The sequence below is a fragment of the Streptomyces zhaozhouensis genome, assembly GCF_900230195.1.
Lineage (GTDB): Bacteria > Actinomycetota > Actinomycetes > Streptomycetales > Streptomycetaceae > Streptomyces > Streptomyces zhaozhouensis.
Map to the genome: position 1 here is coordinate 17,473 of NZ_OCNE01000007.1, position 21,659 is coordinate 39,131.

A 21,659-nucleotide genomic window follows, 5' to 3' on the forward strand; every position below is an offset into this window, starting at 1 on the left:
GCGGCCGGGACCACGGGGTGCGGACCGGGGGACGGGGTGGGGGCGAACGGGGGACGGGGGTGGCGCGCCGGTGGGTCAGGCGCGGGGGAGTGAGCGGCCGGCCCGCCAGGCGGCCAGCAGTTCGGGGTCGGGCCGGTCGAGGTCGTCGAGGGTGAGCAGCGTGCCCTCGGCGACGTCGCGGGCCAGGCGGCTGCCCGCCGCCAGGTAGAACGGCGCGGTATCCGCCGGCACCTCGTCGACGGCGTGGAGCACGGGGGCGACGCCGGTGACCTCGTGGTGGTGGCCGTGCAGGGTGAGCGTGGTGCCGGCGGGCAGGTCGGTGGCGGCGCGGCCGGCGAGCACCGCGTGCTGGCGGGGCGGGCGCGAGGAGACGCCGGCGCCTTCGCGCACCGCGCGGCGCAGCGTGGCGGGGGTCTCGACGCCCATCGCGTGGAACGGCAGGTAGAGGCAGCCGTAGCGGCCGTCGCGGCTGACCAGGTGGCCCTTGGCGCGCAGGGTCTCCCAGGTCTCGTCGTCGTGGGTGCGCACGACGGCGAAGACGCCGCCGGCGAAGCTTGCCTCCTCCGGCAGGCGCAGGACGCTGAAGACGTCGAGCACGCCGTCGCGGTCCCGGACGCCGCCGTGCTCGCGGTGGGCGTAGACGTCGGCCAGCTCGGAGACCCGGGCGACCGGGTAGCGCAGGGCGGGGGTGTCGGCGGTGAAGCCGGTGGCGGAGGCGACCACCGCCATCTCGCAGTGGTCGGCGGCGGCGGAGCGCTTGAGGCCGGCGACCGCCTCGGCACGGGCGGCGAGGGTGGCCGGCACGTCGTCGCCGAGCCGCAGCAGCGCGCCGAGCCCCGGCGCGGGGAGGGTGGTGCCGAGCTGGGTGACCGTGCCGGCCTCCGGGTCGTAGACGAGGTCGTACTCCCCGGACTTGCCGAGCGCCAGGATCTCCAGGCCCAGCCCGGACAGCCGCTCGTACCAGAGGATCAGGTTGGCCGGCTGGTCGCCCTCGGCGGGGGTGTAGACCAGGCCGCGGTCGGCGGCGAGCGTGGCGAGGGCGACGCCGGCGACGGAGTCCACCTCCTTGCTGACCATGGCCACGTGGCGGCCGTCCAGCAGGGCCCGGCGGGCGGCGCGATGGCCGGCCGCGGGGCTTCCGGTGGCTTCGACCAGGATGTCGTAGTCGGCGCCGGCGAGCAGGTCGATCTCCCCGACCACCGCGATCCGCCCGGACCTGGTGATCTCGGCCACCTCCTCGGGGGTGCCGGCGGTCACCAGCTCGTCCGCGCCGTGGCCGAGGGAGCGCGCCAGCGCGTGCACGCCCTCGGTGTCCCGGTCGCACAGCACGGTGGGGCGCACCCCGTCCGTGCGGCGGGTGGTGGCGAGCAGCGTGCGGGCGAAGCCGCCGCACGCGCCGGTGAGCGCGTAGCCGACCGTGCGGTCCTGCGACGCGGTGCCGGTGGGGGACGGGGTCATCGGGTGCCTTTCGACGAACTCGGCGGAGCGGGCCATCACGCTCTTGAAGCGGGAACGTAACTCTGATTAACACCTGCGTCAACTGTAGTAACATAAATTCACAGCCTGGTGGTTCCGGGGCGGCAAGCCGTCTCCCGGCGCCCACGAGGCGGCCGTGGGGCGGCGGCGAGCCGCACACGCCGCACGGCGCGAACGACGACCTGACACGACCACCACGAGGGAACGGGTGACGCATGGCCACATGGGGCGGGATCGCCGACGACTTCACCGGCGCCACGGATCTGGCCGGCAACTGGGTCGCCCGCGGACTGCGCACCGTGGTGACGCTCGGCGTCCCCGACGCGGCCGACCGGGCGCGCCTGGCCGAGGCCGACGCCGTGGTGGTGGCCCTCAAGTCGCGCACCGCGCCGGTCGAGGAGGCCGTCCGGGACTCGCTGGCCGCGCTTGAGGCGCTGCGCGCCCTCGGGTGCGTCCGCTTCTACCAAAAGTACTGCTCCACCTTCGACTCCACGCCGGCCGGCAACATCGGGCCCGTCGCCGACGCGCTGCTCGCGGCGTTGGACACCGGCCTGGCCGTCGTCGTGCCGTCGTTCCCCGCCACCGGGCGCTCCGTCTACCGGGGGCACCTCTTCGTCGGCGACCGGCTGCTCTCCGACAGCTCGATGCGCCACCACCCGCTCACGCCGATGACCAGCTCCGACGTCCCCGGGCTGCTGCGCCCGCAGACGGCGCACCGGGTCGCCTCGGTGCCGCTGCCCGTGGTGCGGGCGGGGGCGCCGGCGCTCCGCGCCGAGCTCGACCGCCTGCGCCGGCCGGGCGCCCGGGTGCTGGCCGTGGTCGACGCCGTCGAGGAGGACGACCTCGCGGTGATCGCCCGCGCCACCGCCGACCACCCGCTGGTCACCGGGGGCTCGGGGCTGGCGCTGGGCCTGCCCGCGGACGGCGCCCCCGCGCACGCCGCGATGCCGGTCGAGGACGGCCACCCGCTGATCCTGGCCGGCAGCGCGTCGACGGCGACCCAGGGCCAGATCGCCCACGCCCGCCGCGCCGGCGTGCCCGCCCGCAAGCTGGACCTCGACGCCCTGCGCGCCGACCCGGAAGGCGCCGTCGACGCGCTGGTCGCCGAGGTCACCGCCCACTGGGCCGACGCCCCGCGCGCCCCGTTCCTGATCCACGCCGTGGAGAACCGCGACGACATCCGCCGGGACGACCCCGCCGACGGTCCGCCCGCCGGCGAACTGGTCGAACGGGCGCTGGCCGACTGCGCCCGCCGGCTGGCCGCCGCCGGCGCCCGCCGGCTGATCGTGGCCGGCGGCGAGACCTCGGGCAGCGTGGTGCGCGCCCTTGGCATCCGCCGCCTGGAGCTCGGCCCGTCGCTCGGCCCCGGCGTCAGCTGGGCCCACGGCGTCGCCGGCGACGGACGCGCCTACAACCTCGCCCTGAAGTCGGGCAACTTCGGCGCCCCCGAGATCTTCACCGACGGCTGGCACGCCCTTGCCTGAGGTGCCCGCCCCCTTCCACCGCCCCCACCGAGGAGTCCGAACCATGACCGACCCGCGCACCGACCTCGTGACCGCGGGCCGCAGGCTCACCGAGGCCGGCCTGAGCCCGGGGTCCTCGGGCAACCTCAGCGTGCGGATCGGCGACCGCGTGTACATCACGCCCACCGGCGCCGCGCTGGACGCCCTGGACGCCGGGGAGCTGGCCGTCCTGGACGCCGGCGCGGCCCCCACCACCCCGGTGGCGCGGGCCCACCGGGCGGGGCCGCCGCCGTCCAAGGAGTTCCCGCTGCACCTGGCGCTCTACCAACGCGATCCCGAGGTGACCGCCGTCGTCCACCTGCACAGCGCGCACGCCGCCGCCCGCTCCTGCCAGCCCGCCTGGTCCCAGCGGAGCGCGGTGCCGCCGCTCACGCCGTACTTCGTGATGCGGGTCGGCCAGACCCCGCTGATCCCCTACGCGCCCCCGGGCGACGCCGACCAGGCGCGCGGCCTGGCCGACCTCGACTTCCCCTTCCGGGCCGCGCTCCTGCAGAACCACGGCCCGGTCACCTCGGGCCGCGACATGGCGGCGGCGGTGGCGGCCGCGGTGGAACTGGAGGAGACCAGCCGCCTGCTGCTGCTTCTCGGCCAGCATCCGCACCGCGTCCTCACCCCGGCGGAGGCCACCGCGCTCGCCGCCCGCTACGGCAGCCACTGGACCCCGGCGCCGCGCGCCTGAACGCCCCCCTCGCCGGCCGCCCCCGGCCGGGCGCGCGCTCGGGGGCGGCCGGCGGTCCGCCCGACTCGGCGCCCCCGCCCGCCCGTTGCGCCCGACCGGCGCCCCTCGTCACCCCGGTGGCTGGCAGGATGAGGGGCGCGGGGAGACGGTGCACACGACAGCTGAGCGTAGGTCGACATGAGTGGTCAGGCAGCGGAAACGGCGGGCCGCGCGCCCGCGACGGGCGACGGCGGGGAGAGGCCGGGCGCGGGGATCGGGGCGCGCACGGGGGCCGTTCTGGTCTTCGGGTCCTCGGCGGCGGTGCTGGTGGTCGAGTTGGTCGCGCTGCGGCTGCTGGCGCCGTACGTCGGGCTGACGATGGAGATGAACACCACGGTGATCGGCATCGCCCTCACCGCCATCGCGCTCGGCGCGTGGGCCGGCGGACGGGCGGCGGACGTCGTGGCGCCGCGCCGGGCGCTGGGCCCCCTGCTGGCGCTCTCGGGCGTCGTCGTGGGGCTGACCCCGAGCCTGGTGCGGCTGGCGGGCCTGTCCGAGGGCGCGCTGGCGCTGCTCGTCGGCGGCCTGTGCCTGTTCCTGCCGGCCGCGTTGCTGACGGCGGTCACCCCGATGGTCACCAAGCTGTTGCTGGTCGACCTGGAGGTCACCGGCACCGTGGTCGGCCGGCTCTCCGGCATCGGCACCGCCGGGGGCATCGCCGGCACCGTGCTGACCGGTTTCGTGCTGGTCTCGGTCGTGCCCGTCAGCGTCATCCTGATCGCCCTCGGCGTGCTGCTGCTGCTGGCCGGCGTCCTCGTCGACGCCTCGATGCGGGAACGGCGGCGGCGCGGGCAGCGCGTCCTGCTGGCGGGCGTCGCGGTCGGCGGCAGCGTCGCCGCCGGCGTGGCGGTGCCCGACGGCTGTGACGTGGAGACCCGCTACCACTGCGCCGTGGTCGAGGAGGACCCGGACCGGGAGGGCGGCCGCACCCTCGTCCTCGACGGGCTGCGGCACTCCTACGTCGACGTCGACGACCCGGAACACCTGGAGTTCGCCTACGTCAAGGCCATCGCCTCCCTCGTCGACACCGCGTACCCCGCCGGGGAACCGCTGGACACCTACCACCTGGGGGCCGGTGGGCTGTCCGTGCCGACCTATCTGGAGGCGGTGCGTCCCGGCTCCACCAGCGTGGTCTCCGAGATCGACCCCGGAGTCGTCGAGGTCGACCGCGAGCTGCTCGGCGTGGAGACCGGCGAGCACCTCCAGGTGCGGGTGGAGGACGCGCGGCTGGGTCTGCGCGCGCTCGACGACGACTCCCGCGACCTCGTCGTCGGCGACGCCTTCGGCGGCGTCAGCGTGCCGTGGCACCTCACCACCCGGGAGGCGGTCGCCGACATCGGCCGGGTGCTGCGCGCGGACGGCCTCTACACCGTGAACATGGTCGACCACGGCGAACTCGCCTTCGTCCGCGCGGCCGTGGCCACACTGCGGGAGGAGTTCGCGCATGTCGCGGTGGCGGCGGAGCCCGGCGCCTTCGAGGGCCGGGGCGGCGGGAACTTCGTGGCGACCGCCTCCGAGGCGCCCTTCGACACCCGGGCGTGGGGCGAGCGGGTCGCCGCGCGCGGCGGCGACTGGCGGGTCGTGGACGGCGCCGAGCTGACCGGGTGGATCGGCGAGGCGACGGTGCTGACCGACGACTTCGCGCCGGTCGACCAACTGCTCACGCCGTACCCGCAGCGCCGCTGAGCCGCACTCCGACGCGGGCCCCTCCCGGTGGAGCCGAGGCGCCGGGAGGGGCCGAGCCGCTACCGGAGGTCAGACGGGCCAGGCCAGCAGGCTGGCGGTCAGCTCGTCGATCGGGACGGGGGAGTCCCCGTTGACCAGCACCTCCGCGACCAACCTGTTGTCGTCGGAGCCGGGCAGGTGGCCCTGCCAGTGGTGCGCCGCGTGGAGCCGGCCGCCGTCGTGCACCGGCGAGGAGATCGGCCACGACTTGGCGCGCGCCCACTCCTGACCGGGCTTCCTGTGGTTGCGCGCGACGCGGAGCTGGATCTCCTGGCCGCGCTTCAACCCCTCGGCGCGCACCGCGAAGTCGAGGCTGAACAGGTGCTCGCCCTTCAGCAGGGTCTGCGCCAGGTCGCGGTCGGACCAGCCCTTCCCCGGCGCCCACACGCGGTCCCAGGTGATCGTGTACCACTCGCCCGGTGTCAGCGTGACGCCGGACTTCCGTTCGAAGTAGGTGTGCACTGGGGTCTCCTCTGGGGTCGAGCCTCCCGGGCTCCAGTCGGCCGGATGCCTCAGTCGTTCGGCGACCCGCGAGCGGATGTCGCCGATGGAGACTCCGGGGCCGCGCGGGTCGATCTTCCCCGGCTGCCACTCCAGGTGGCCGATGACCGAGGTGGGGCCCTTCTTGCCCCAGCCGTGGGCGCGGCAGATCGCCGCCGAGGCGCGGACGATCGCCTCCACCTGGGCGGCCGGCCATGGGTCCTTGTTGTCGCCGAGGTTGACGCACTCGAAGCCGTAGAAGCGGGCGTTGCCGTCGGTGTTGGCCTGGTTGTCCGGCGGCAGCGCGCGCTCCTCGATGACCGCCTGAAGCACGTCGCCGTCGCCGGAACCGGCGTGGTTGGCCCGGCCGTGCCCCACGAGGTGCACGGTGCCGTCCTTGGCGATGACGCCGTGGCACAGCGGTCCCGGCAGCGTCGAGTGCCCGTCGTAGCAGAGGCGGACGGAGGCGTCGGTGCCGGTGGTCACGGTGTGATGCACCATCACCCCGTGGACCGGGCCCCAGGCCCCGACGTGGTTGCGGTTGTGGGTGCGCCAGCTGCGGTACTCCACCACGCGGACACCCTCGGCCTTCAGCGCGGCGACCAGACGGTCAGCGGACAGCGGGGTCGCCACGGGACACCCCCTCGGTCGGGGTGGGCGGATGCGTGCACACGGGTACCTCCTCCGGACGGGGCCGATGTGAGCGAGGGCGGTGCGGGGCGCGCGCCGACGATCGGCGCGCACCGGTGAACGGGACCACGGGGAGCGGCCTGAGCGCGTCCCCCGCCGGCGCGGGACGGGTGCCGGCGGCGCGCGCGCTCGCCGTGCGGGTGCCCCGCGCGGCCTCCGGGCGCCACCACCGGGTCACTGCTGCGGACGGAGGACCGGGCACCGCCGGCGCCGGTGATCTGATACCGCCCCATACCGCCCCCGCGAGTGTCGGACGGATACCTGCCCGCACCGGAACCGGGCCAACCCTCGGGCGCGCGGGCCGCGGGGAAGGGGAGCGGGCGTTCCGCCCCGGCACGCACGCGGCAGACTGACGGCATGGGAGACAGGGTGAGTCTGCGCGTCGTCACCTCCGACGACTGGCCGCTGTGGCGGGATCTCCGCGTCGCCGCGCTGACGGACGCGCCGCACGCGTTCCGGGCCCGGCTCGCCGACTGGGAGAGCGGCGGCCGGGAGCAGTGGCGCGCCCGGCTGGCCACGCCCGGCGCCCACCACGTCGTCGCGGTGCGCGACGGCCGGCCCGTCGGCATGGTCAGGGGCGTCCCAGGCGACGGGCCGAGGAGCGAACTCAGGTCGCTGTGGGTCGACTCCGAGGCACGGGGCGCGGGGGTGGGGGACCGGCTGGTCGCCTCCGTGACGGCCTGGGCCCTGCGGTCGGGCGCCAGGACGCTGAGGCTCGCCGTGGTCCCGGGCAACGAGGCCGCGCTCGCCCTCTACCTGCGCCACGGCTTCGTCGCCGTCGGGGCGCCGGGGGAGCCGCTGGCCGACGGGGTGACCAGGGAACGCGTGCTGGACAAGGCGCTGCGCTGAGCCGCGCCGGGGCGCCCGCCCCCGACCGGTGCCGGGGGCGGGGGAGAGCGGTCAGCGCCGCGGCTCGGCGCGGGCCGCCTGCCGCTCCTTGACGCGCGCGGCCTCCTTGCGGACGTCGGCCTGGGTGGCGCGCTCCCGGACCAGCCACTCCGGCTCTTCCCGCTTCAGCGCGTCGATCTGCTCCGTGGTGAGGGGCTCGGTGACACCGCCGCGCGCGAGGCCCGCGATGGAGACCCCCAGCTTCGAGGCGACCACCGGCCTGGGGTGCGGCCCGTCACGGCGCAGCTCCCTGAGCCACTCGGGCGGGTCGGTCCGCAGGGTCCGCAACGTGTCGCGCGAGACCACGCCCTCCTGGAACTCGACGGGCGTGGCCGGAAGGTACACACCCAACTTCTTCGCCGCGGTCGCGGGCTTCATGGTCTGGGTGTTGTGTTGCGACGTCATGCCGACCAGGGTAACGAGCGGGTGCGACACCTCCGCACGCCACCGGATAGCCTTGCCAGGTGACAGGCGCCGAGGAGTCCCCTTCGTTCCGGCTCGCCTACGTTCCGGGCGTGACGCCGACCAAGTGGGTGCGGATCTGGAACGAGCGGATGCCGGACGTTCCGCTGGTCCTCACGGGCGTGCCCGACGCCGAGGCGTCCGACCTGCTGCGGGAGGGCCGCTTCGACGCCGCCCTCGCCCGTTCGCCTTTGGACCGCACGGGCCTGAGCGTGATCCCGCTCTACACCGAGACGACGGTGGTGGTGGTCCCCAAGGACCACGTGGTGACGGCGGTCGACGAGGTGGCGGTCGAGGATCTCGCCGAGGAGGTCGTCCTCCACCCCCTCGACGACACCCTCGCCTGGGAGCGGCCGCCGGGCCGCCCGGCGGTCGAGCGGCCCGCCACGACGGCCGACGCGATCGAGCTGGTGGCGGCCGGGGTGGGGCTGCTCGTCGTTCCCCAGTCGCTCGCCCGCCTGTACCACCGCAGGGATCTCACCTACCGCCCGCTCTCCGAGGTGCCCGTGTCGGGCGTCGGGCTGTGCTGGCGGGAGGACAGGACGACCGAGCTGATGGAGCAGTTCATCGGCATCGTCCGGGGGCGGACGGTCAACAGCTCCCGCGGTCGGCCCACCCCGCCCCAGCCGAAGGCGAAGGCCGGGGGGAAGGGGAAGCCCAAGGGCGCAGCCGGCGGTGACGCGCGGCGGACCCGGGCCGGCGGGTCCAAGGCCGGCGGCTCCAAGACCGGCGGGTCCAGGGCCGGTTCGTCCGGCGGGACGGGCGGCCGGGGCCGGCCCCGGCGCGGCTCGGCCGCCGGCAAGCGCCGCGGGCCCCGGCGCGGCTGAACGCGGCGGAACGCGGCCGTGCGTCGGCCGTCAGGCCCTACGGGCGAGCCGCCGGAGCGCCGCCGGGCGCACGCCCGCCGGCGAGGGACGCGCGGAGCTCGGCGGCGGGGAACGGCGTGCGCTTGCTCCGGGTGAGGAGTCGGTGGTGGAAGTCGTCCAGGACCAGGGAGTGCGCCGCGTGCCGGTCGAGGAGCGCGCCGACGTCGGCCGGCACACCGTCGGGACGCCGCCCCGCCAGCCACGCGCGCAGGAAGTCCCGGTGTCCCTCATCGCCCCGGAGCGCGTCCGGCAGGTGGTGGCGGAGCAGTCGCCCCATCACGTAGGAGCGGTCGTACCCGAGGTGGTCGGTGAGGAAGTCGGCCTCCCGCGCGGAGAGTTCGAACTCGCGGCTCGACGCGAGGCCGAAGTCGGCGAAGTACACCCGCCGGCCGTCGGTGAGCAGATTGGCGAAGTGCGCGTCGAAGTGGACCAGTCCCCGCGCGCTCATGAACTCCGTTCCCCGCAGCAGCTCCTCCTCGACCCACCGGGGGGACGCCGCGTCCGGCCGGGCCGCGTCGCGCCGCTCGTCCAGCCAGCCGGCGAGCGTCCGGGGAACGTGTTCCAGGAAGAGCACTAGGCTGGAGGTGGAACGGCCGATGGCCTCCAGTCGGTCGCGCACCGCCGGCGAGCCGTCCCAGTGGGCGACGGCCCCGTCGACGCCCCCGAACTCGTCGGCGAAACCGGCGGGAGGACGGTCCGGCAGCACCCGCCAGTGGTGGAGAAGGGGGAACCCCCCGTACGCGTCCTCCAGGACCCAGCCCGTGGTCATGACGTGGGTGGCCAGCTCCCGCCAGGCGCCGAACCCCGCCGACCCCGCCCCGTACTGGTAGGGGAGCGGAAGCCCGAAGAGGTTCGCCGTCGACCGCAGATGCTCCGGCCGCAGCTCGACGTCCGTCAGGGGCACCCGTTTGACGAACACGGGCCGCCCCTCGACCTCCGTCTCCGCCGACCTGCCGCCGATACCGGAGCCCCGCCCCGGCGCGGCGGCCACCATCTCCGCGAGGCGCCGGTCGCCGCACAGCGCGAGCCTCGTTCCCACGGCCGTGTGCGCGGCCACCCGCGCCCTGAGCTCCGACGCGCTCTCGCCCTGAAGGGGCCCCCGCGGAACGTCCGTCGTCATGCGTCGATCATGCCAGGGCGGGTCGGTTCACCGGTCCCGCCTGCCGCCGCTCCGCGCCGTCCGCTCCGCGCCGGCCGTCTGGCCGGCACACGTCCAGGTCCGCGAGGCGTCGTCCGCGACCGGTGGGGGCGCTGGGCGGGGCCTCGCTCCCTTTCTGGCAACGGCTGGGTTCCGTCTTCGACAGGGGCGGGCGGGGCTCAGGGCCTCGGCCGGGCGTCGATCTCGGCGATCAGGGCCTCGACGCGGGCGCGGATCTCGTCGCGGATCGGGCGGACGGCCTCCACCCCCCGGCCGGCGGGGTCGTCCAGGGGCCAGTCGCGGTAGTGCCTGCCGGGGAAGACGGGGCAGGCGTCGCCGCAGCCCATGGTGATGACGTAGTCGGACGCCTGGACGGACGCGGGGGTGAGCGCCTTCGGCCGCCCGGCTGAGATGTCGACGCCCACTTCGCGCATCGCCTCCACGGCGGCGGGGTTGACGTGTGCGGCGGGCAGCGAGCCGGCGGAGCGGACCTCGACGCGGTCGCCGGCGAGGTGGGTGAGGAACCCGGCGGCCATCTGGGAGCGGCCGGCGTTGTGGACGCAGACGAACAGCACGGAGGCGATCGGCGCCGCCGGGCGCGGGACAGAGGGGGGCATCACGCTCGTTCCTTAGCGGACTCGGTTTCGTATCAGCCCGTGCTGGCATCAGCCCAAGCTGATGTGAGAGTATCAGCGCATGTTGACATCAGTCGAGACTGATCTGTTGCGGGTGCTGGCCGACCCGCTCCGGCTGCGGATCGTGACGCTGCTGGCGCGCGAGACGCTGTGTACCACGCACCTGGTGGAGGAGACCGGCGCGAAGCAGACGAACCTGTCCAACCACCTGCGGGTGCTGCGCGAGGCCGGGGTGGTGGAGACCGAGCCGTGCGGCCGGTTCACCTACTACAGGCTGCGGCCCGAGGGCATCGAGGCCCTGGCCGGGCAGTTCATGAACCTGGCCGCGACCGCCCGCGCCACCACGGAGAATAACCGGAAGCGAGCCTGCCCGTGACCACCGCCGAGACCCCGCCGGCCCCTGAGCGGGCCGCGGCCCCGGACGCCGACGAGGCCGGGGTCGTCGCGAGGCTCTCCACGCTCGACCGCTTCCTGCCGGTGTGGATCATCGCCGCCATGGCCGCCGGCCTGTTCCTGGGGCGGGCCGTGGACGGGCTGGACGACGCCCTGGCCGACCTGGAGGTCGGTGGGATCTCCCTGCCCCTCGCGATCGGCCTGCTGGTCATGATGTACCCGGTGCTGGCCAAGGTGCGCTACGACGCGACCAGCCTGCGCACCGTCACCGGCGACCGCCGCCTGATGGCCCTGAGCCTGGTCATCAACTGGGTGCTGGGGCCGGCGGTGATGTTCGCCCTCGCGTGGATCTTCCTGCCCGACCTGCCGGAGTTCCGCACCGGGCTGATCATCGTCGGCCTGGCCCGCTGCATCGCCATGGTGATCATCTGGAACGACCTCGCGTGCGGGGACCGGGAGGCCGCCGCCGTCCTGGTCGCCCTGAACTCCGTCTTCCAGGTCCTGGCGTTCGGCCTGCTGGGCTGGTTCTACCTCGACCTGCTGCCCGGCTGGCTGGGCCTCGGCGAGGGCGAGAACCTCGACATCTCCGCCGCCGAGATCGCCGTGAACGTCGTGGTCTTCCTCGGCGTGCCGCTGATCGCCGGCTTCGCCACCCGCCGCATCGGCGAGCAGCGTCTCGGGCGGGAACGCTACGAGACCAGGGTGCTGCCCCGGATCGGTCCCTGGGCCCTGTACGGGCTGCTGTTCACCATCGTGCTGCTCTTCGCCCTCCAGGGTGACGCCATCACCTCCGCGCCCTGGGACGTCGCCCGGATCGCGCTGCCGCTGCTGGTCTACTTCGTGGTCATGTGGTGCGGCTCCTACGCCCTGGGGCGAGCCGTCGGGCTGTCGTACGCGCGCACCGCCACGCTCGCCTTCACCGCCGCCGGCAACAACTTCGAGCTTGCCATCGCCGTGGCCATCGGCACCTTCGGCGTCACCAGCGGCCAGGCCCTGGCCGGTGTCGTGGGCCCGCTCATCGAGGTACCCGTCCTGGTCGCGCTGGTGTACGTCTCGCTCGCCCTGAGGCGCCGGTCCCCCGTCGTACGGGACTGACGCGCGTGCGTCGGTCCACGCGGCGTCAGTCGAGGGTCGGGCTGCGGCGCTCGATCAGCAGGACGTCGCGCCAGACGCCGTGGTGGCGGCCGAGGCGTTCACGGCGGCCGACGACGTGGAACCCGGCCCGGGAGTGGACGGCGAGGCTGGCGGTGTTCTCCGGGAAGATCCCGGCCTGGATCGTCCAGATCCCCGCCGCCTCGGTCGAGGCGATCAGCGCCCCGAGCAGCGCGCCCGCCACGCCCCGGCCGCGGGCGTCGGGGCGGACGTAGACGGAGTGCTCCACCACGCCGGCGTAGGCGGGGCGGGACGACACGGGGCCGGCGGCGATCCAGCCCAGGACCAGGGCGTGGGCGTCGTCGAGCGCCACGAAGCGGTGGTCCGGCAGTTTCCCGGCGTCGAAGGCCGCCCAGGGGGGCGCGGCGGTCTCGAAGGTGGCGTCACCCTCGTCGATCCCGGCCTGGTAGATGGTCAGTACCTCGTCGGCGTGGCGGGACGTCATCGGAGCGATGGCGGCCCCGGGGGCGCTGCGGCGGTTCATGCGAAGGCTCCTGGTCGGCCGGGGAGGTGGCGGAAGGGGGGCGGCGCCCGCGCGGGGCGGCGCGCCGCAGCCGGGTGAGCACATACTTTGCGTCACGGGCGGCGCCACGCAGGGAGTTGGAGGCGAAGCCGCGCTGGAACTCGATGCCGACGTAGCCCAGTCCGGGGACGGTGGTGGACACGCCGAGGCGCTGCAGGGGCCGGTGTCGGTCGTCGAGTGCGGGGGTGCCGGTGAGATAGGGGTAGCGGTGGCGGTAGCCGGTCGCCCAGATGACCGCGTCGACCGTTTCCCGGGTGCCGTCGGCCCAGATCACGCCTTCCTCGGTGAGGGCGTTGAACATCTCCCGCCGGTCCACGCCGCCCTTCTCCAGGGCGTTCCGGTAGGTGCCGTCGTCCAGGACGGAGACCGGCAGCCTGGCCAGTTGCCGTCGTATGGGGGCGATGTCCAGGCCGGTGTACCGGGTCCACCAGTGGATGTCCCGGCCGAGTACGCGTTGTGCCATCCATCGCACGGGGGCGCGGGAGGCCAGGGTGACGCGGGCGAGCGGCGCGAGGTCGGCGGCGATCTGGATCGCGGAGTTTCCCGCCCCCACCACGAGCACCCGTGCGCCCTCGAAGTCCACGGGGGAGCGGTAGTCGGCGGAGTGGAGCTGCCTGCCCGCGTAGCTTCGGCGGCCTGGCAGATCGGGGGAGTGGGGGTGTGTGAAGGCGCCGGAGGCGGCGACCACGGCCCGCGCCGACCACTGTTCGCCGTTCCCGGTCTCCACGGTGAACGCGTCCCCGCTGGTGGGCCGTACCGCGGTGACGGGGGCGTGGGTGCGGATGTCGGCGTCCAGGCTCTTGGCGACGGTACGGAGGTAGTCGGCGACCTCGTCCCGCGTGGGGTAGCGGTCGGGGTCGCCGGGGAAGGGGTGGCCGGGCAGCGCGGAGTACCGGGCCGGGGAGAACAGGGTCAGGCTGTCGTAGTACGACGGCCACGCCCCGGCCGTGTCGCCGCCCGCCTCCAACACCAGCGGCCGGGACCAGCCGGTGCGGGCGGCGACGGCGGCCGTGGACAGTCCGGACTGCCCGGCGCCTATGACGAGGAGGTCAACGTGTTCCATGGGGACGGCTCCCGCCGTAAAGAGTGCGTTGGTGAGGAAGGGCCGAGATCGCGGAGCCCGGGCCCCCGGGCCGAGAGGGTCGGGAACGCGGCCGGGTGCGGCCGGTCGAGCGGAAGGCGGCCGGCGGTCGTCAGTCCGTGGTGCGCAGGTCGAGCATGGCGGACATCGCGGCCACCACCGCGGGGGCGACGGCGTAGTAGACCCAGGTGCCACGGCGTTCGGAGGTGAGCAGTCCGGCCTCCCGCAGCTTTTTCAGATGGTGGCTGACGGTGGGCTGGGAGACGCCGACGTCGGCGATGTCGCACACGCACGCCTCGCCTCCGGGGTGGGAGGCCACCTTGGAGAACAGCCGCAGCCGCACCGGGTCGGACAGCGCCTTGAACATGGCGGCCATCCGTTCCGCGTCCTGTGCCGACAACTCCCCGGCCGTCAACGGCGGGCAGCACGGCGCCACCGCGTCGTCCCCGCCGAGAACCGGCGGCTCCACCGCGCTCTGTTTCGACATGGTTCTATATTGACGTCCGCCGATGCCGCATGGCAAGCTCCAGGATATCGACGAACGTCGAAACAGTGAGGGAGCGCAGACCATGCCGAAGCCCGCAGGCCCGCCCGTCGCCGTCATCGGCGCCGGACCCGTCGGCCTCGCCGCCGCCGCCCACCTGATCGAGCGCGGCATCCCGCCGCTGGTCCTGGAACGCGGCGGGCGCGCGGGCGCCGCGGTGCGCGAGTGGGGGCACGTGCGCCTGTTCTCCACCTGGGCCGAACTCCTCGACCCGGCAGCCGAGAAGCTGCTGGCCCCGACCGGCTGGGTCCGCCCCGACCCGAGCGCCTACCCGACCGGCGCCCAGTGGGCGGGGGACTACCTCCAGCCGCTGGCCGACGCCCTCGGCGAACGCGTCCGCTACGGCACCACCGTCACCGGCGTGGCCCGCGCCGGACGCGACCGCGTGGTCGACTCCGGCCGCGACGCCCAGCCGTTCACCCTGCACCTGACCACCGCCGACGCGGCAGAGGAACGACTCGACGCCCGCGCCGTCATCGACGCCTCCGGCACCTACGCCACCCCCAACCCCCTGGGCGCAGACGGCTACCCCGCCGCCGGCGAGCGCGCCCTGGCCGCCCGGGGCCTCGTCACCTACCGCGTCCCCGACCTCCACGACCCGACCGTCCGCGCCTCGTTCGCCGGCAGGCGCACCGCCGTGGTCGGCACCGGGGCCTCCGCCTTCACCGCCCTCGCCGGCCTGGCGGACCTCGCCAGGACCGAACCGGGCACCCACACCGTGTGGGTGGCGCGCCGCGGCGTCTCCGACGCCACCTTCGGCGGTGGCACCGCCGACCAGCTCCCCGCCCGCGGCGCCCTCGGCCTGGCCGCCAGAGCCGCCGTCGACGACGGGCACGCCGACGCGGTCACCGGCTTCCGCACCGCCGCCGTCGAACGCCACGCGGACGGGACGGTGCTGGTCGCCGACGACGGCCGCCGCACCCCACCCGTCGACCACGTCGTCGTGCTCACCGGACTGCGCCCCGACCTCACCTTCCTCTCCGAGGTGCGCCTCGGACTGGACGAACGCCTCTCCGCCCCCGTGCGGCTGGCGCCGCTGATCGACCCCAACCAGCACTCCTGCGGCACCGTCTACCCCCACGGCGTCGACGAGCTCTCCCATCCGGAAGAGGGCTTCTTCCTCGCCGGGACGAAGTCCTACGGCCGCGCCCCCACCTTCCTCGCCCTGACCGGCTACGAGCAGGTCCGCTCCCTCGCGGCCGCCCTCGCCGGCGACACGGAGGCCGCACGGCGCGTCGCGCTCACCCTCCCGGAGACCGGCGTCTGCGGAGGCGCCGGACTCTTCGACCAGGCCGCCCCCACCGCCACCGGCGACGGCTGCCGCGCCCCCGCGCGGCCGGGGCGGCCGGCCCAGGCCGCTGACCCGTGCTGCCAGGGGTGATCGGGGCCGGGCTTTCCCGGCCCGCCGCCCCCGGACCGCGGGCGCCGTGCCCGGCCCGGGGGCGGCGCCGGTTCACCACCGGGCGACGACCGGGGTGTCCGGTGCGCGCTGGCGCCACGCCTCGGCGAGGCGGGTGAGGCGGGCGGGGGCGGCGATGCCGCGCACGGTCGCGATCCTCCCGGCCACGAGGTCGAACGTCACCGCGCCGACGACCGTGCCGTCCGGCACGAAGAGGAGGGCGGGAGCGCCGTTGACGAGGGCGTAGTGGACGGCGGAGACCCCGCCGGCGAGCCGCTGCTTCGCGGGCGTGGGCCGGAAGCCGGACCGCGCGACGGCCGCGACGCGCTGCGGGGTGCTGTACCGCAGCAGCCTCGCGGACAGCCCGGCGCCGTCGGAGACGGCGGTCGCGTCGTCGGTGAGCAGCGCCACCAGGCGTTCGGTGCGGCCCGACACGGCGGCGTCGAAGAACTCCTCGACGACCCTGCGGGCCGACGCCGGGTCGACCTCACCGCCGGGGCGCGCGACGGTGACACGGCGCCGGGCGCGGTGGAGGTGCTGCTGGCTGGCGGAATCGGTGATGTCGAGGATCCCGGCGATCTCGGCGTGGCTGTGGGAGAACGCCTCGCGCAGGACGTAGACGGCGCGCTCCAGCGGAGACAGACGTTCCATCAGGGTCAGCACGGCCAGGGAGACCGACTCGCGCTGCTCGAACGTGTCGGCCGGTCCGAGCAGGGGGTCGCCGTCGAGCAGCGGCTCCGGCAGCCAGGCGCCGACGGCGCGTTCGTGGCGGGCCCGCGCCGAACGGAGCCGGTCGAGGCACAGGTGGGTGACCACCTTGGTCAGCCACGCCTCCGGCACCCTGATCCGCCGCCGGTCGGCGGCCTGCCAGCGCAGGAACGCGTCCTGCACGGCGTCCTCCGCGTCGGCGGCGGAGCCGAGCAGCCGGTACGCCAGGGAGGCCAACCGGTCCCGGCTGGCCTCGAACCGGCTGACCTCGAAGCGGTCGTCGGCGGCGGAGTCCACGCGCATCACCCTAACGAGACGGCCGCGACGCCGCGTTCGCCGCGGAGGCGTCGGACGCGACCACCGGGTGGCGCCTGCGCCGGGGCAGGCCGAAGGTCGGGTGCGAGGTGGTCCACAGCGACGTCCTCAGGATGCCCGCGAACTCGTTCCGCTCGCCCAGAGCGTCCAGGCGCTCGCGCAGGCGCGACGCCGCCGGGCGGCTGGTGACATGGAAGGCGTGCTCGGCCACGCCGGGGACGCCGTGGTCGGCGACGCGGCTGCCGAGCGCGTACAGGAGGGTGTCGTAGCCGAGTTCGCCGCCCCCGTCGGCGTCGGCGACGGTGACGACCCGCCGCTCGGGGGCGACGGCGGTGACCCGGGCCAGGCGCAGTCGTATCCCCGTGCCCGCGAAGACGTCGGTGAGCCGTGGAGCCTCGATCGTCCGACCGGCCGCGAACTGGTGCAGCCGCATCCGCTGGACGAACTCCGGCTCGGCGTTGACCACGGTGATCTCGGTGCCCGCGGGGGAGAGCCGACGGGCCAGGGTCCCGGCCGCGTAGGCCCCGGCGTAGCCGGCGCCGAGAACGACGATGCGGTGCTTCATGGGTGCTCCTGTCGGTGTGTGAGCTTGCTGGCGGTCCTGCTGTCGGTGACCTGAGCGGGACAGCGCCCCGATTCCTGACAGAAGCGGCATGTGACGTGCGTCACGGGAGGGGTCATGCGCCCGGGTGCGGCCCGCCGGGCCGTCACCAAGCCGCATCCACGGACGAGTTGGTCACCGGGCGGAACGCGTCGGGCGTCGCCGCCGGCCCGCGCGCGGCGCCACGGATCGCGGCCCTGACCTGGCCGCGTTCACGGTTGCCGGCCGTCACGGTGTGCGACAGGATGGCGCCATGGCGGAGGGGACACTGCTCGACGGCCGGTATCGCTTGGAGCACCGGGTCGGCCAGGGCGCCACGGGGGTGGTGTACGAGGCGTTCGACACCGAGTCGGAGGGCCGGGTCGCGGTCAAGGTGCTGCACGACGAGGGCAGCGAGGCCGCCAACTCCTGGACCCTCCGGCGTCTTCAGCGTGAGATCGGAGCGCTCCGCCGCATCAGCCACCCCAACGTCGTCAGCCTCCGCGACACCGGGCTCGTCCACGAGCGGCCCTACCTGGTGATGGAGTGGCTCGGCGGCGTGGACCTGGTCGCACTGCGCGAACTGGCCGGTCCGCTGTTCCACTCGGCGGCCGGCGCGTTGGCGCGACAGCTGGTGGACGGCCTGGCGGCGACCCATCGCGCCTCGGTGCTGCACCGGGACGTCAAACCCTCGAACGTGCGCGTCACCACCACCGGCCGCGCCGTCCTGTGCGACCTGGGACTGGCCCGCCTGAGGGACGCGACCTCGCTCACCAGGGCCGGCCAGGTCATGGGCACACCGCGTTACATGGCCCCCGAGCTGATCCGGGGCGAGCCCCCCACCCAGGCGTCCGACTTCTACGGCATAGGACTGTGCCTGCACGAACTCATCGTCGGCAGGCGGCCGTTCGACCACCGGGAGGACATCGGGGCGCTGCTGCTCTCGGTGTTGGACGAGGGGGTCACCGCGCTCGACCCCGCACGGTATCGGGACCGCGTGCCGACCGGCCTCATCGAGCTGGTCAACGGCTGGTGCGACCGGGACCCGGAGCGCCGCCCGACCTCCGCCGCGCTGATCGACGGCCTGCTCCCCGCGGTGCCGCCCGGCGCGGCGGCCTCCCGGTTGCGCGACCTGATCGCACACGCCACGGCCCGGCGCGAGTCGGGACGGGGAACCACGGACGCCTGGGCACGGGTGAGCAACGCCGACACCGGCGTGACGCTGCGCGGCTCCGACCTCGTCACCCATGCCGTGGCGGGCGCCGAGGCCGTAAGCCTGACCGCGCGGAACACCCCCGGGGCCCGCGACCGCCGCCCGCCGATGCTCTCGCTGGGCGACGTCACCCAGGCCCTGGTCCTGCACCGGATCACCCCGCGCAACGCGGCCTCCCGGCTGCGGGAGGCGGTGGGGATGGCGCAACGCGGCGAGTCCCGGGAGGCGTTGGACCTCCTGGCGACCATCGGGACGGTGGGCGCCGAGCAGTTGGGCCCGGGTGATCCCACCACCCTGACCGCCCGGTTCTGGCAGGCGGTCTGCCTGGCACGGCTCGGGTCGAGTGAGGAGGCGCTCGCGCTCCTCGCCACCGTCAACGCGCACACCGGGCCGGCGGTGCCGCCGGACGACGGCGAGCCGCCGCCCGCGCCGGAGCGGGCCGCGCCCGCGCCGGAGAAGAACGAGAAGGGGGATCCCGGATGACCGAGAACCGCGTCGAGGTGTGCCTCGCGCCCGACGAGGACAGCGGCGGCGAGCCGACCGCTGTGGAGGACGAACTCCGTTCGCTGGTCCGCTGGTTGCGCACGGACGAGAGTCTGGCGCACGGGCTGGTCAGCCGGCTGGAGGCGCGCCGGCCCGCCGGCGGGGACGAGATGGGCGCGGCGCTGGACGTGGTGGCGCTGGTGCTGGGCTCCGGGCTGTCGGCGGGCGCGTTGGCCGTCTCCGTGCTCCAGTGGCGGGACGCGCGGCGCTCCAGCCGGCCGCTGGTGGTGAGACGCGGGGCGTGGGAGGTGCGCATCCCCCCGGGGCGGCCGGCTGACGAGGAGACCCTCGCCCGGCTGGTCGCCCTGCTGGAGGCGGCCGACGCGGTGGACGGGAACCGGGCCGGGGACGGCGGGGAGCCCGACGGCTCCGGCGAGGGGCGGTGAGCGCGCAGGGCCCGCCGGACCCGGCCGCCTCCCGCGCGGTGCTCCTGGGCGGGGCGCGCTACGAGGAACTGGCCCAACTCCCCGCTGTCCGCGCCAATCTGCGGGACCTCGCCGGCGCGCTGCGGGACCCGCTGCTGTGGGGGCTGCCCGACCGGAACTGCGTCGAGGTGTGCGACCCGGGTACACCGTCGGAGCTGCTGGATCCGGTGCACCGGGCCGGCGAGGAGAGCACCGACACGCTGCTCGTCTACTACGCGGGGCACGGGCTGCGCGATCCCGACTCCGCCGACCTCTATCTGTCGTTGGTCGGCTCCCGCCCGCACACCGGCTACACCGCCGTCGCCTTCGACCACCTGCGCGCCGCGGTGCGGCAGGCGAGGGCGCGGCGCCGGGTGCTGATCCTGGACTGCTGCTTCAGCGGCCGGGCGGCGAGGACCCTGGACGGCACGGACGCGCTGGCGGCGCGGACCACCATCGACGGGGCCTATGTGCTGACCGCCTCGCCCGGGGACCGGACGGCGCTGGCGCCGGAGGGCGAACCGCACACCGCGTTCACCGGCGAGCTGCTGCGGCTGCTGCGGCAGGGCGTCGCCGGCGGGCCCGAGATGCTCGACCTGGACACGCTGTACCGGGAACTGACGGGTCGGCTGCGGGCGAAGTCGAGACCGGCGCCGCAGCGCAGCCAGGAGAACGACGTCGGGCGGCTGCCGCTGGTCCGCAACCGGGCCCTGGCGGGGCCGGACGCGCCGGCGGGCCCCGTGGTGGACGCCGATGTGCGCACCGCCCTCACGGCCGCGGGGCTGCGGCTGGGCCGGACGCTGCGCGCGGCGGGCCGCAACCGGGACGCGCTCACCGTGCTGCGCCTCGCCTTCGACGAGCGCGACGGCAGCGACCGTGACACGACCTTCGCCCTCCAGCTGGAACTGTCCGAGCTGCTGGCCGAAGCCGACCGCGCCAAGGAGGCGATCGAGGTGTTGGAGCAGGCCTTCCACCAGACCCGGCGGACGACGGGCCCGGAGGCCGTGTTGGTCTGTCGCCGGCTGGCCGAGCTCCTTCAGGAGTCCGGCAACTACGTCCAGGCGTGCGAGGTGCTCAAGCACGCCCTCGACCTGGTCGACGCCCGCTCCGGTCGCGGCTGACCCGGCGCCCGGCGCGCCCCCGCGCCCGGCGGCGAGGGGCCGGTCAGCGGGGTGCCCGGGGACGCGGGGGATTCCCGCCTGCGGCCGCGCAGCGGTCGGCGAGAGCCAGCAGGACGTCGCGCAGTTCGGGTGGGTCGATGACGGTGAAGGGGACGTCCAGGCTGAGGAGGAAGCCGGCGAGGTCGGGCAGTGAAGGACCGCCGGTTTCCAGCACGCCGTCCTCGTGGAGCAGCCCCGCGGAAGGTCCGCCAGTCGGTGCGGAGGGTGTCCCAGGCGAGCAGATACCAGCGGTGCCCGGTGTGGACGAGCTGGTGCGGTTCAGCGGCGCGGGTGCTGGTCGCTCCGTCATGGCCGCGGTAGTCGAAACGCAGCTGCTCGTGGTCGCGGATGGCCGCGGCGACGGCTGTGAGGGTGCCGGGGGCGACGGTGGGGCCGCGTCCGGTGACCGAGACCGCGGCCGTGCGCAGTGCCTCGATCCGGTGGCGGAGTCGCGGCGGCAGCGTCCGCTGGAGTTTCGCGAGCGCGCGCGGCGCCATCTCGTTGATGCCGGTAATGGTGCCGTTCGCGGCGGCGTGCAGGCTGACGGCCACGGCGACGGCCTCGTCGTCGTCGAGGAGCAGGGGAGGTATGGCCGTGCCAGCGCCGAGCCGGTAGCCGCCTGCTGTTCCGGAGGTCGAGGGGATCTGGTAGCCGAGTGTGCGCAGACGGTTGATGTCGTGGTGGACGGTTCGTCACCGCTTCCGTGGTCGACCCTTTCGGCAACATCCTCGGTCTCATGTACAGCCCGCGCTACCTGGCGCTCCTGGGCGCGGCCGGAAAGGCGTGACGTCACTCTTCGGCACAGCGGCGAGCGAGCCGGGCGGCGTGGTCGGGGCGGGTGTTCCCGGCATCGTGCGCCCAGCCGCTCGCGGCCGTCGCGGAGCGCTGAGAAGCCGGCTGGGGAACGGAACGGGCACCCCGCCGGCGAGGTGCGGGAGGGCAGTGCCGCGGCTGGCTCTGGCGCGGGGCGCGGAGCCGTGGCGGCCGGACCCGCCGGACGCGGGGCGCGTCGTGGCGGAGGGGAGCCGTGAACGACTTGTTCC

21 protein-coding genes and 2 pseudogenes are annotated in these 21,659 nt (G+C 75.1%); 11 read left to right on the plus strand and 12 right to left on the minus strand.

The window, feature by feature from the left end; translation table 11 throughout:
* Nucleotides 1–75: 75 nt before the first annotated feature.
* The gene (locus tag CRP51_RS12080) at nt 76–1,458 is read right to left on the minus strand and encodes a homoserine dehydrogenase (RefSeq protein ID WP_097231313.1); all 1,383 of its coding nucleotides are present in this window, start codon (nt 1,456–1,458) and stop codon (nt 76–78) included.
* A gap of 233 nt (nt 1,459–1,691) precedes the next feature.
* On the opposite strand from CRP51_RS12080, the gene otnK reads away from it, so the two are divergent.
* The 3 genes from otnK (at nt 1,692) to CRP51_RS12095 (ending at nt 5,403) form a co-directional block, all read left to right on the plus strand.
* The gene (gene otnK / locus CRP51_RS12085) at nt 1,692–2,960 is read left to right on the plus strand and encodes a 3-oxo-tetronate kinase (protein ID WP_097231114.1); all 1,269 of its coding nucleotides are present in this window, start codon (nt 1,692–1,694) and stop codon (nt 2,958–2,960) included.
* Nucleotides 2,961–3,003: 43 nt separating this feature from the next.
* Nucleotides 3,004–3,678 carry a class II aldolase/adducin family protein gene (locus CRP51_RS12090; protein ID WP_097231115.1) on the plus strand — a complete coding sequence of 225 codons (675 nt, stop codon included), beginning with the start codon at nt 3,004–3,006 and terminating at the stop codon, nt 3,676–3,678.
* A 177-nt stretch (nt 3,679–3,855) separates the two neighbouring features.
* Complete coding sequence (locus CRP51_RS12095; RefSeq protein WP_170970524.1) at nt 3,856–5,403, plus strand: fused MFS/spermidine synthase; 1,548 nt, start codon at nt 3,856–3,858, stop codon at nt 5,401–5,403.
* Nucleotides 5,404–5,472: 69 nt separating this feature from the next.
* Here the strand turns inward: CRP51_RS12095 and CRP51_RS12100 are convergent, their stop codons facing one another.
* The gene (locus CRP51_RS12100) at nt 5,473–6,555 is read right to left on the minus strand and encodes an N-acetylmuramoyl-L-alanine amidase (RefSeq protein ID WP_097231116.1); all 1,083 of its coding nucleotides are present in this window, start codon (nt 6,553–6,555) and stop codon (nt 5,473–5,475) included.
* A gap of 414 nt (nt 6,556–6,969) precedes the next feature.
* On the opposite strand from CRP51_RS12100, the gene CRP51_RS12105 reads away from it, so the two are divergent.
* A complete protein-coding gene (locus tag CRP51_RS12105) occupies nt 6,970–7,461 on the plus strand; it encodes a GNAT family N-acetyltransferase (protein WP_097231117.1) in 492 nt (163 codons plus the stop codon).
* Between the two features lie 51 nt (nt 7,462–7,512).
* On the opposite strand, the gene CRP51_RS12110 is transcribed toward CRP51_RS12105, so the two are convergent.
* The gene (locus tag CRP51_RS12110) at nt 7,513–7,905 is read right to left on the minus strand and encodes a DUF5997 family protein (protein WP_097231118.1); all 393 of its coding nucleotides are present in this window, start codon (nt 7,903–7,905) and stop codon (nt 7,513–7,515) included.
* Between the two features lie 59 nt (nt 7,906–7,964).
* On the opposite strand from CRP51_RS12110, the gene CRP51_RS12115 reads away from it, so the two are divergent.
* Nucleotides 7,965–8,789, plus strand: a complete 825-nt coding sequence (locus tag CRP51_RS12115) for a LysR substrate-binding domain-containing protein (protein WP_097231119.1) — start codon at nt 7,965–7,967, stop codon at nt 8,787–8,789.
* A gap of 37 nt (nt 8,790–8,826) precedes the next feature.
* Here CRP51_RS12115 and CRP51_RS12120 read toward each other — a convergent pair whose 3' ends face one another.
* Together CRP51_RS12120 and CRP51_RS12125 are read right to left on the minus strand one after the other, a co-directional pair.
* Nucleotides 8,827–9,948 carry a protein kinase family protein gene (locus tag CRP51_RS12120; protein ID WP_097231120.1) on the minus strand — a complete coding sequence of 374 codons (1,122 nt, stop codon included), beginning with the start codon at nt 9,946–9,948 and terminating at the stop codon, nt 8,827–8,829.
* 197 nt (nt 9,949–10,145) lie between these two features.
* Complete coding sequence (locus CRP51_RS12125; protein WP_097231121.1) at nt 10,146–10,583, minus strand: arsenate reductase ArsC; 438 nt, start codon at nt 10,581–10,583, stop codon at nt 10,146–10,148.
* 79 nt (nt 10,584–10,662) lie between these two features.
* Here CRP51_RS12125 and CRP51_RS12130 point away from each other — a divergent pair, with 79 nt between their 5' ends.
* Nucleotides 10,663–10,977 (plus strand): ArsR/SmtB family transcription factor, encoded by a 315-nt coding sequence (locus CRP51_RS12130; protein ID WP_097231122.1) that lies wholly within the window; start codon nt 10,663–10,665, stop codon nt 10,975–10,977.
* Nucleotides 10,974–12,089, plus strand: coding sequence for an ACR3 family arsenite efflux transporter (gene arsB, locus CRP51_RS12135; RefSeq protein ID WP_097231123.1), 1,116 nt, complete (start codon nt 10,974–10,976; stop codon nt 12,087–12,089). The genes CRP51_RS12130 and arsB overlap by 4 nt, the downstream gene beginning before the upstream one ends.
* A 25-nt stretch (nt 12,090–12,114) precedes the next feature.
* Here arsB and CRP51_RS12140 read toward each other — a convergent pair whose 3' ends face one another.
* The 3 genes from CRP51_RS12140 to CRP51_RS12150 form a co-directional block, all read right to left on the minus strand.
* Entirely contained in the window at nt 12,115–12,591 is a 477-nt protein-coding gene (locus CRP51_RS12140) for a GNAT family N-acetyltransferase (protein ID WP_097231124.1), read from the minus strand.
* Nucleotides 12,530–13,732, minus strand: coding sequence for a flavin-containing monooxygenase (locus tag CRP51_RS12145; protein ID WP_097231125.1), 1,203 nt, complete (start codon nt 13,730–13,732; stop codon nt 12,530–12,532). The genes CRP51_RS12140 and CRP51_RS12145 overlap by 62 nt, the downstream gene beginning before the upstream one ends.
* A gap of 130 nt (nt 13,733–13,862) precedes the next feature.
* Nucleotides 13,863–14,237, minus strand: coding sequence for an ArsR/SmtB family transcription factor (locus tag CRP51_RS12150; protein WP_097231126.1), 375 nt, complete (start codon nt 14,235–14,237; stop codon nt 13,863–13,865).
* Nucleotides 14,238–14,319: 82 nt separating this feature from the next.
* Between CRP51_RS12150 and CRP51_RS12155 the strand changes: the two genes are divergently transcribed.
* Nucleotides 14,320–15,675, plus strand: a complete 1,356-nt coding sequence (locus CRP51_RS12155; protein ID WP_097231127.1) for an NAD(P)-binding domain-containing protein — start codon at nt 14,320–14,322, stop codon at nt 15,673–15,675.
* Between the two features lie 72 nt (nt 15,676–15,747).
* On the opposite strand, the gene CRP51_RS12160 is transcribed toward CRP51_RS12155, so the two are convergent.
* Nucleotides 15,748–16,704, minus strand: coding sequence for a sigma-70 family RNA polymerase sigma factor (locus CRP51_RS12160; RefSeq protein WP_439333156.1), 957 nt, complete (start codon nt 16,702–16,704; stop codon nt 15,748–15,750).
* A 121-nt stretch (nt 16,705–16,825) separates the two neighbouring features.
* Nucleotides 16,826–17,281: pseudogene (locus CRP51_RS12165) on the minus strand (FAD-dependent oxidoreductase); the annotation flags it as partial.
* A gap of 289 nt (nt 17,282–17,570) precedes the next feature.
* On the opposite strand from CRP51_RS12165, the gene CRP51_RS12170 reads away from it, so the two are divergent.
* The 3 genes from CRP51_RS12170 to CRP51_RS12180 are packed head-to-tail and all read left to right on the plus strand — an operon-like array spanning nt 17,571 to nt 20,577.
* Complete coding sequence (locus CRP51_RS12170; protein WP_097231129.1) at nt 17,571–18,992, plus strand: serine/threonine-protein kinase; 1,422 nt, start codon at nt 17,571–17,573, stop codon at nt 18,990–18,992.
* Complete coding sequence (locus tag CRP51_RS12175; protein ID WP_097231130.1) at nt 18,989–19,438, plus strand: effector-associated constant component EACC1; 450 nt, start codon at nt 18,989–18,991, stop codon at nt 19,436–19,438. The genes CRP51_RS12170 and CRP51_RS12175 overlap by 4 nt, the downstream gene beginning before the upstream one ends.
* Nucleotides 19,435–20,577 carry a caspase family protein gene (locus CRP51_RS12180; protein WP_097231131.1) on the plus strand — a complete coding sequence of 381 codons (1,143 nt, stop codon included), beginning with the start codon at nt 19,435–19,437 and terminating at the stop codon, nt 20,575–20,577. Before CRP51_RS12175 ends, CRP51_RS12180 begins: the two co-directional genes overlap by 4 nt.
* A 43-nt stretch (nt 20,578–20,620) precedes the next feature.
* Here the strand turns inward: CRP51_RS12180 and CRP51_RS29490 are convergent, their stop codons facing one another.
* A complete protein-coding gene (locus CRP51_RS29490; protein ID WP_245880561.1) occupies nt 20,621–20,791 on the minus strand; it encodes a WCX domain-containing protein in 171 nt (56 codons plus the stop codon).
* A 34-nt stretch (nt 20,792–20,825) separates the two neighbouring features.
* Nucleotides 20,826–21,113 (minus strand): annotated as a pseudogene (locus CRP51_RS29495) (helix-turn-helix transcriptional regulator); the annotation flags it as partial.
* Nucleotides 21,114–21,659 lie beyond the last annotated feature (546 nt).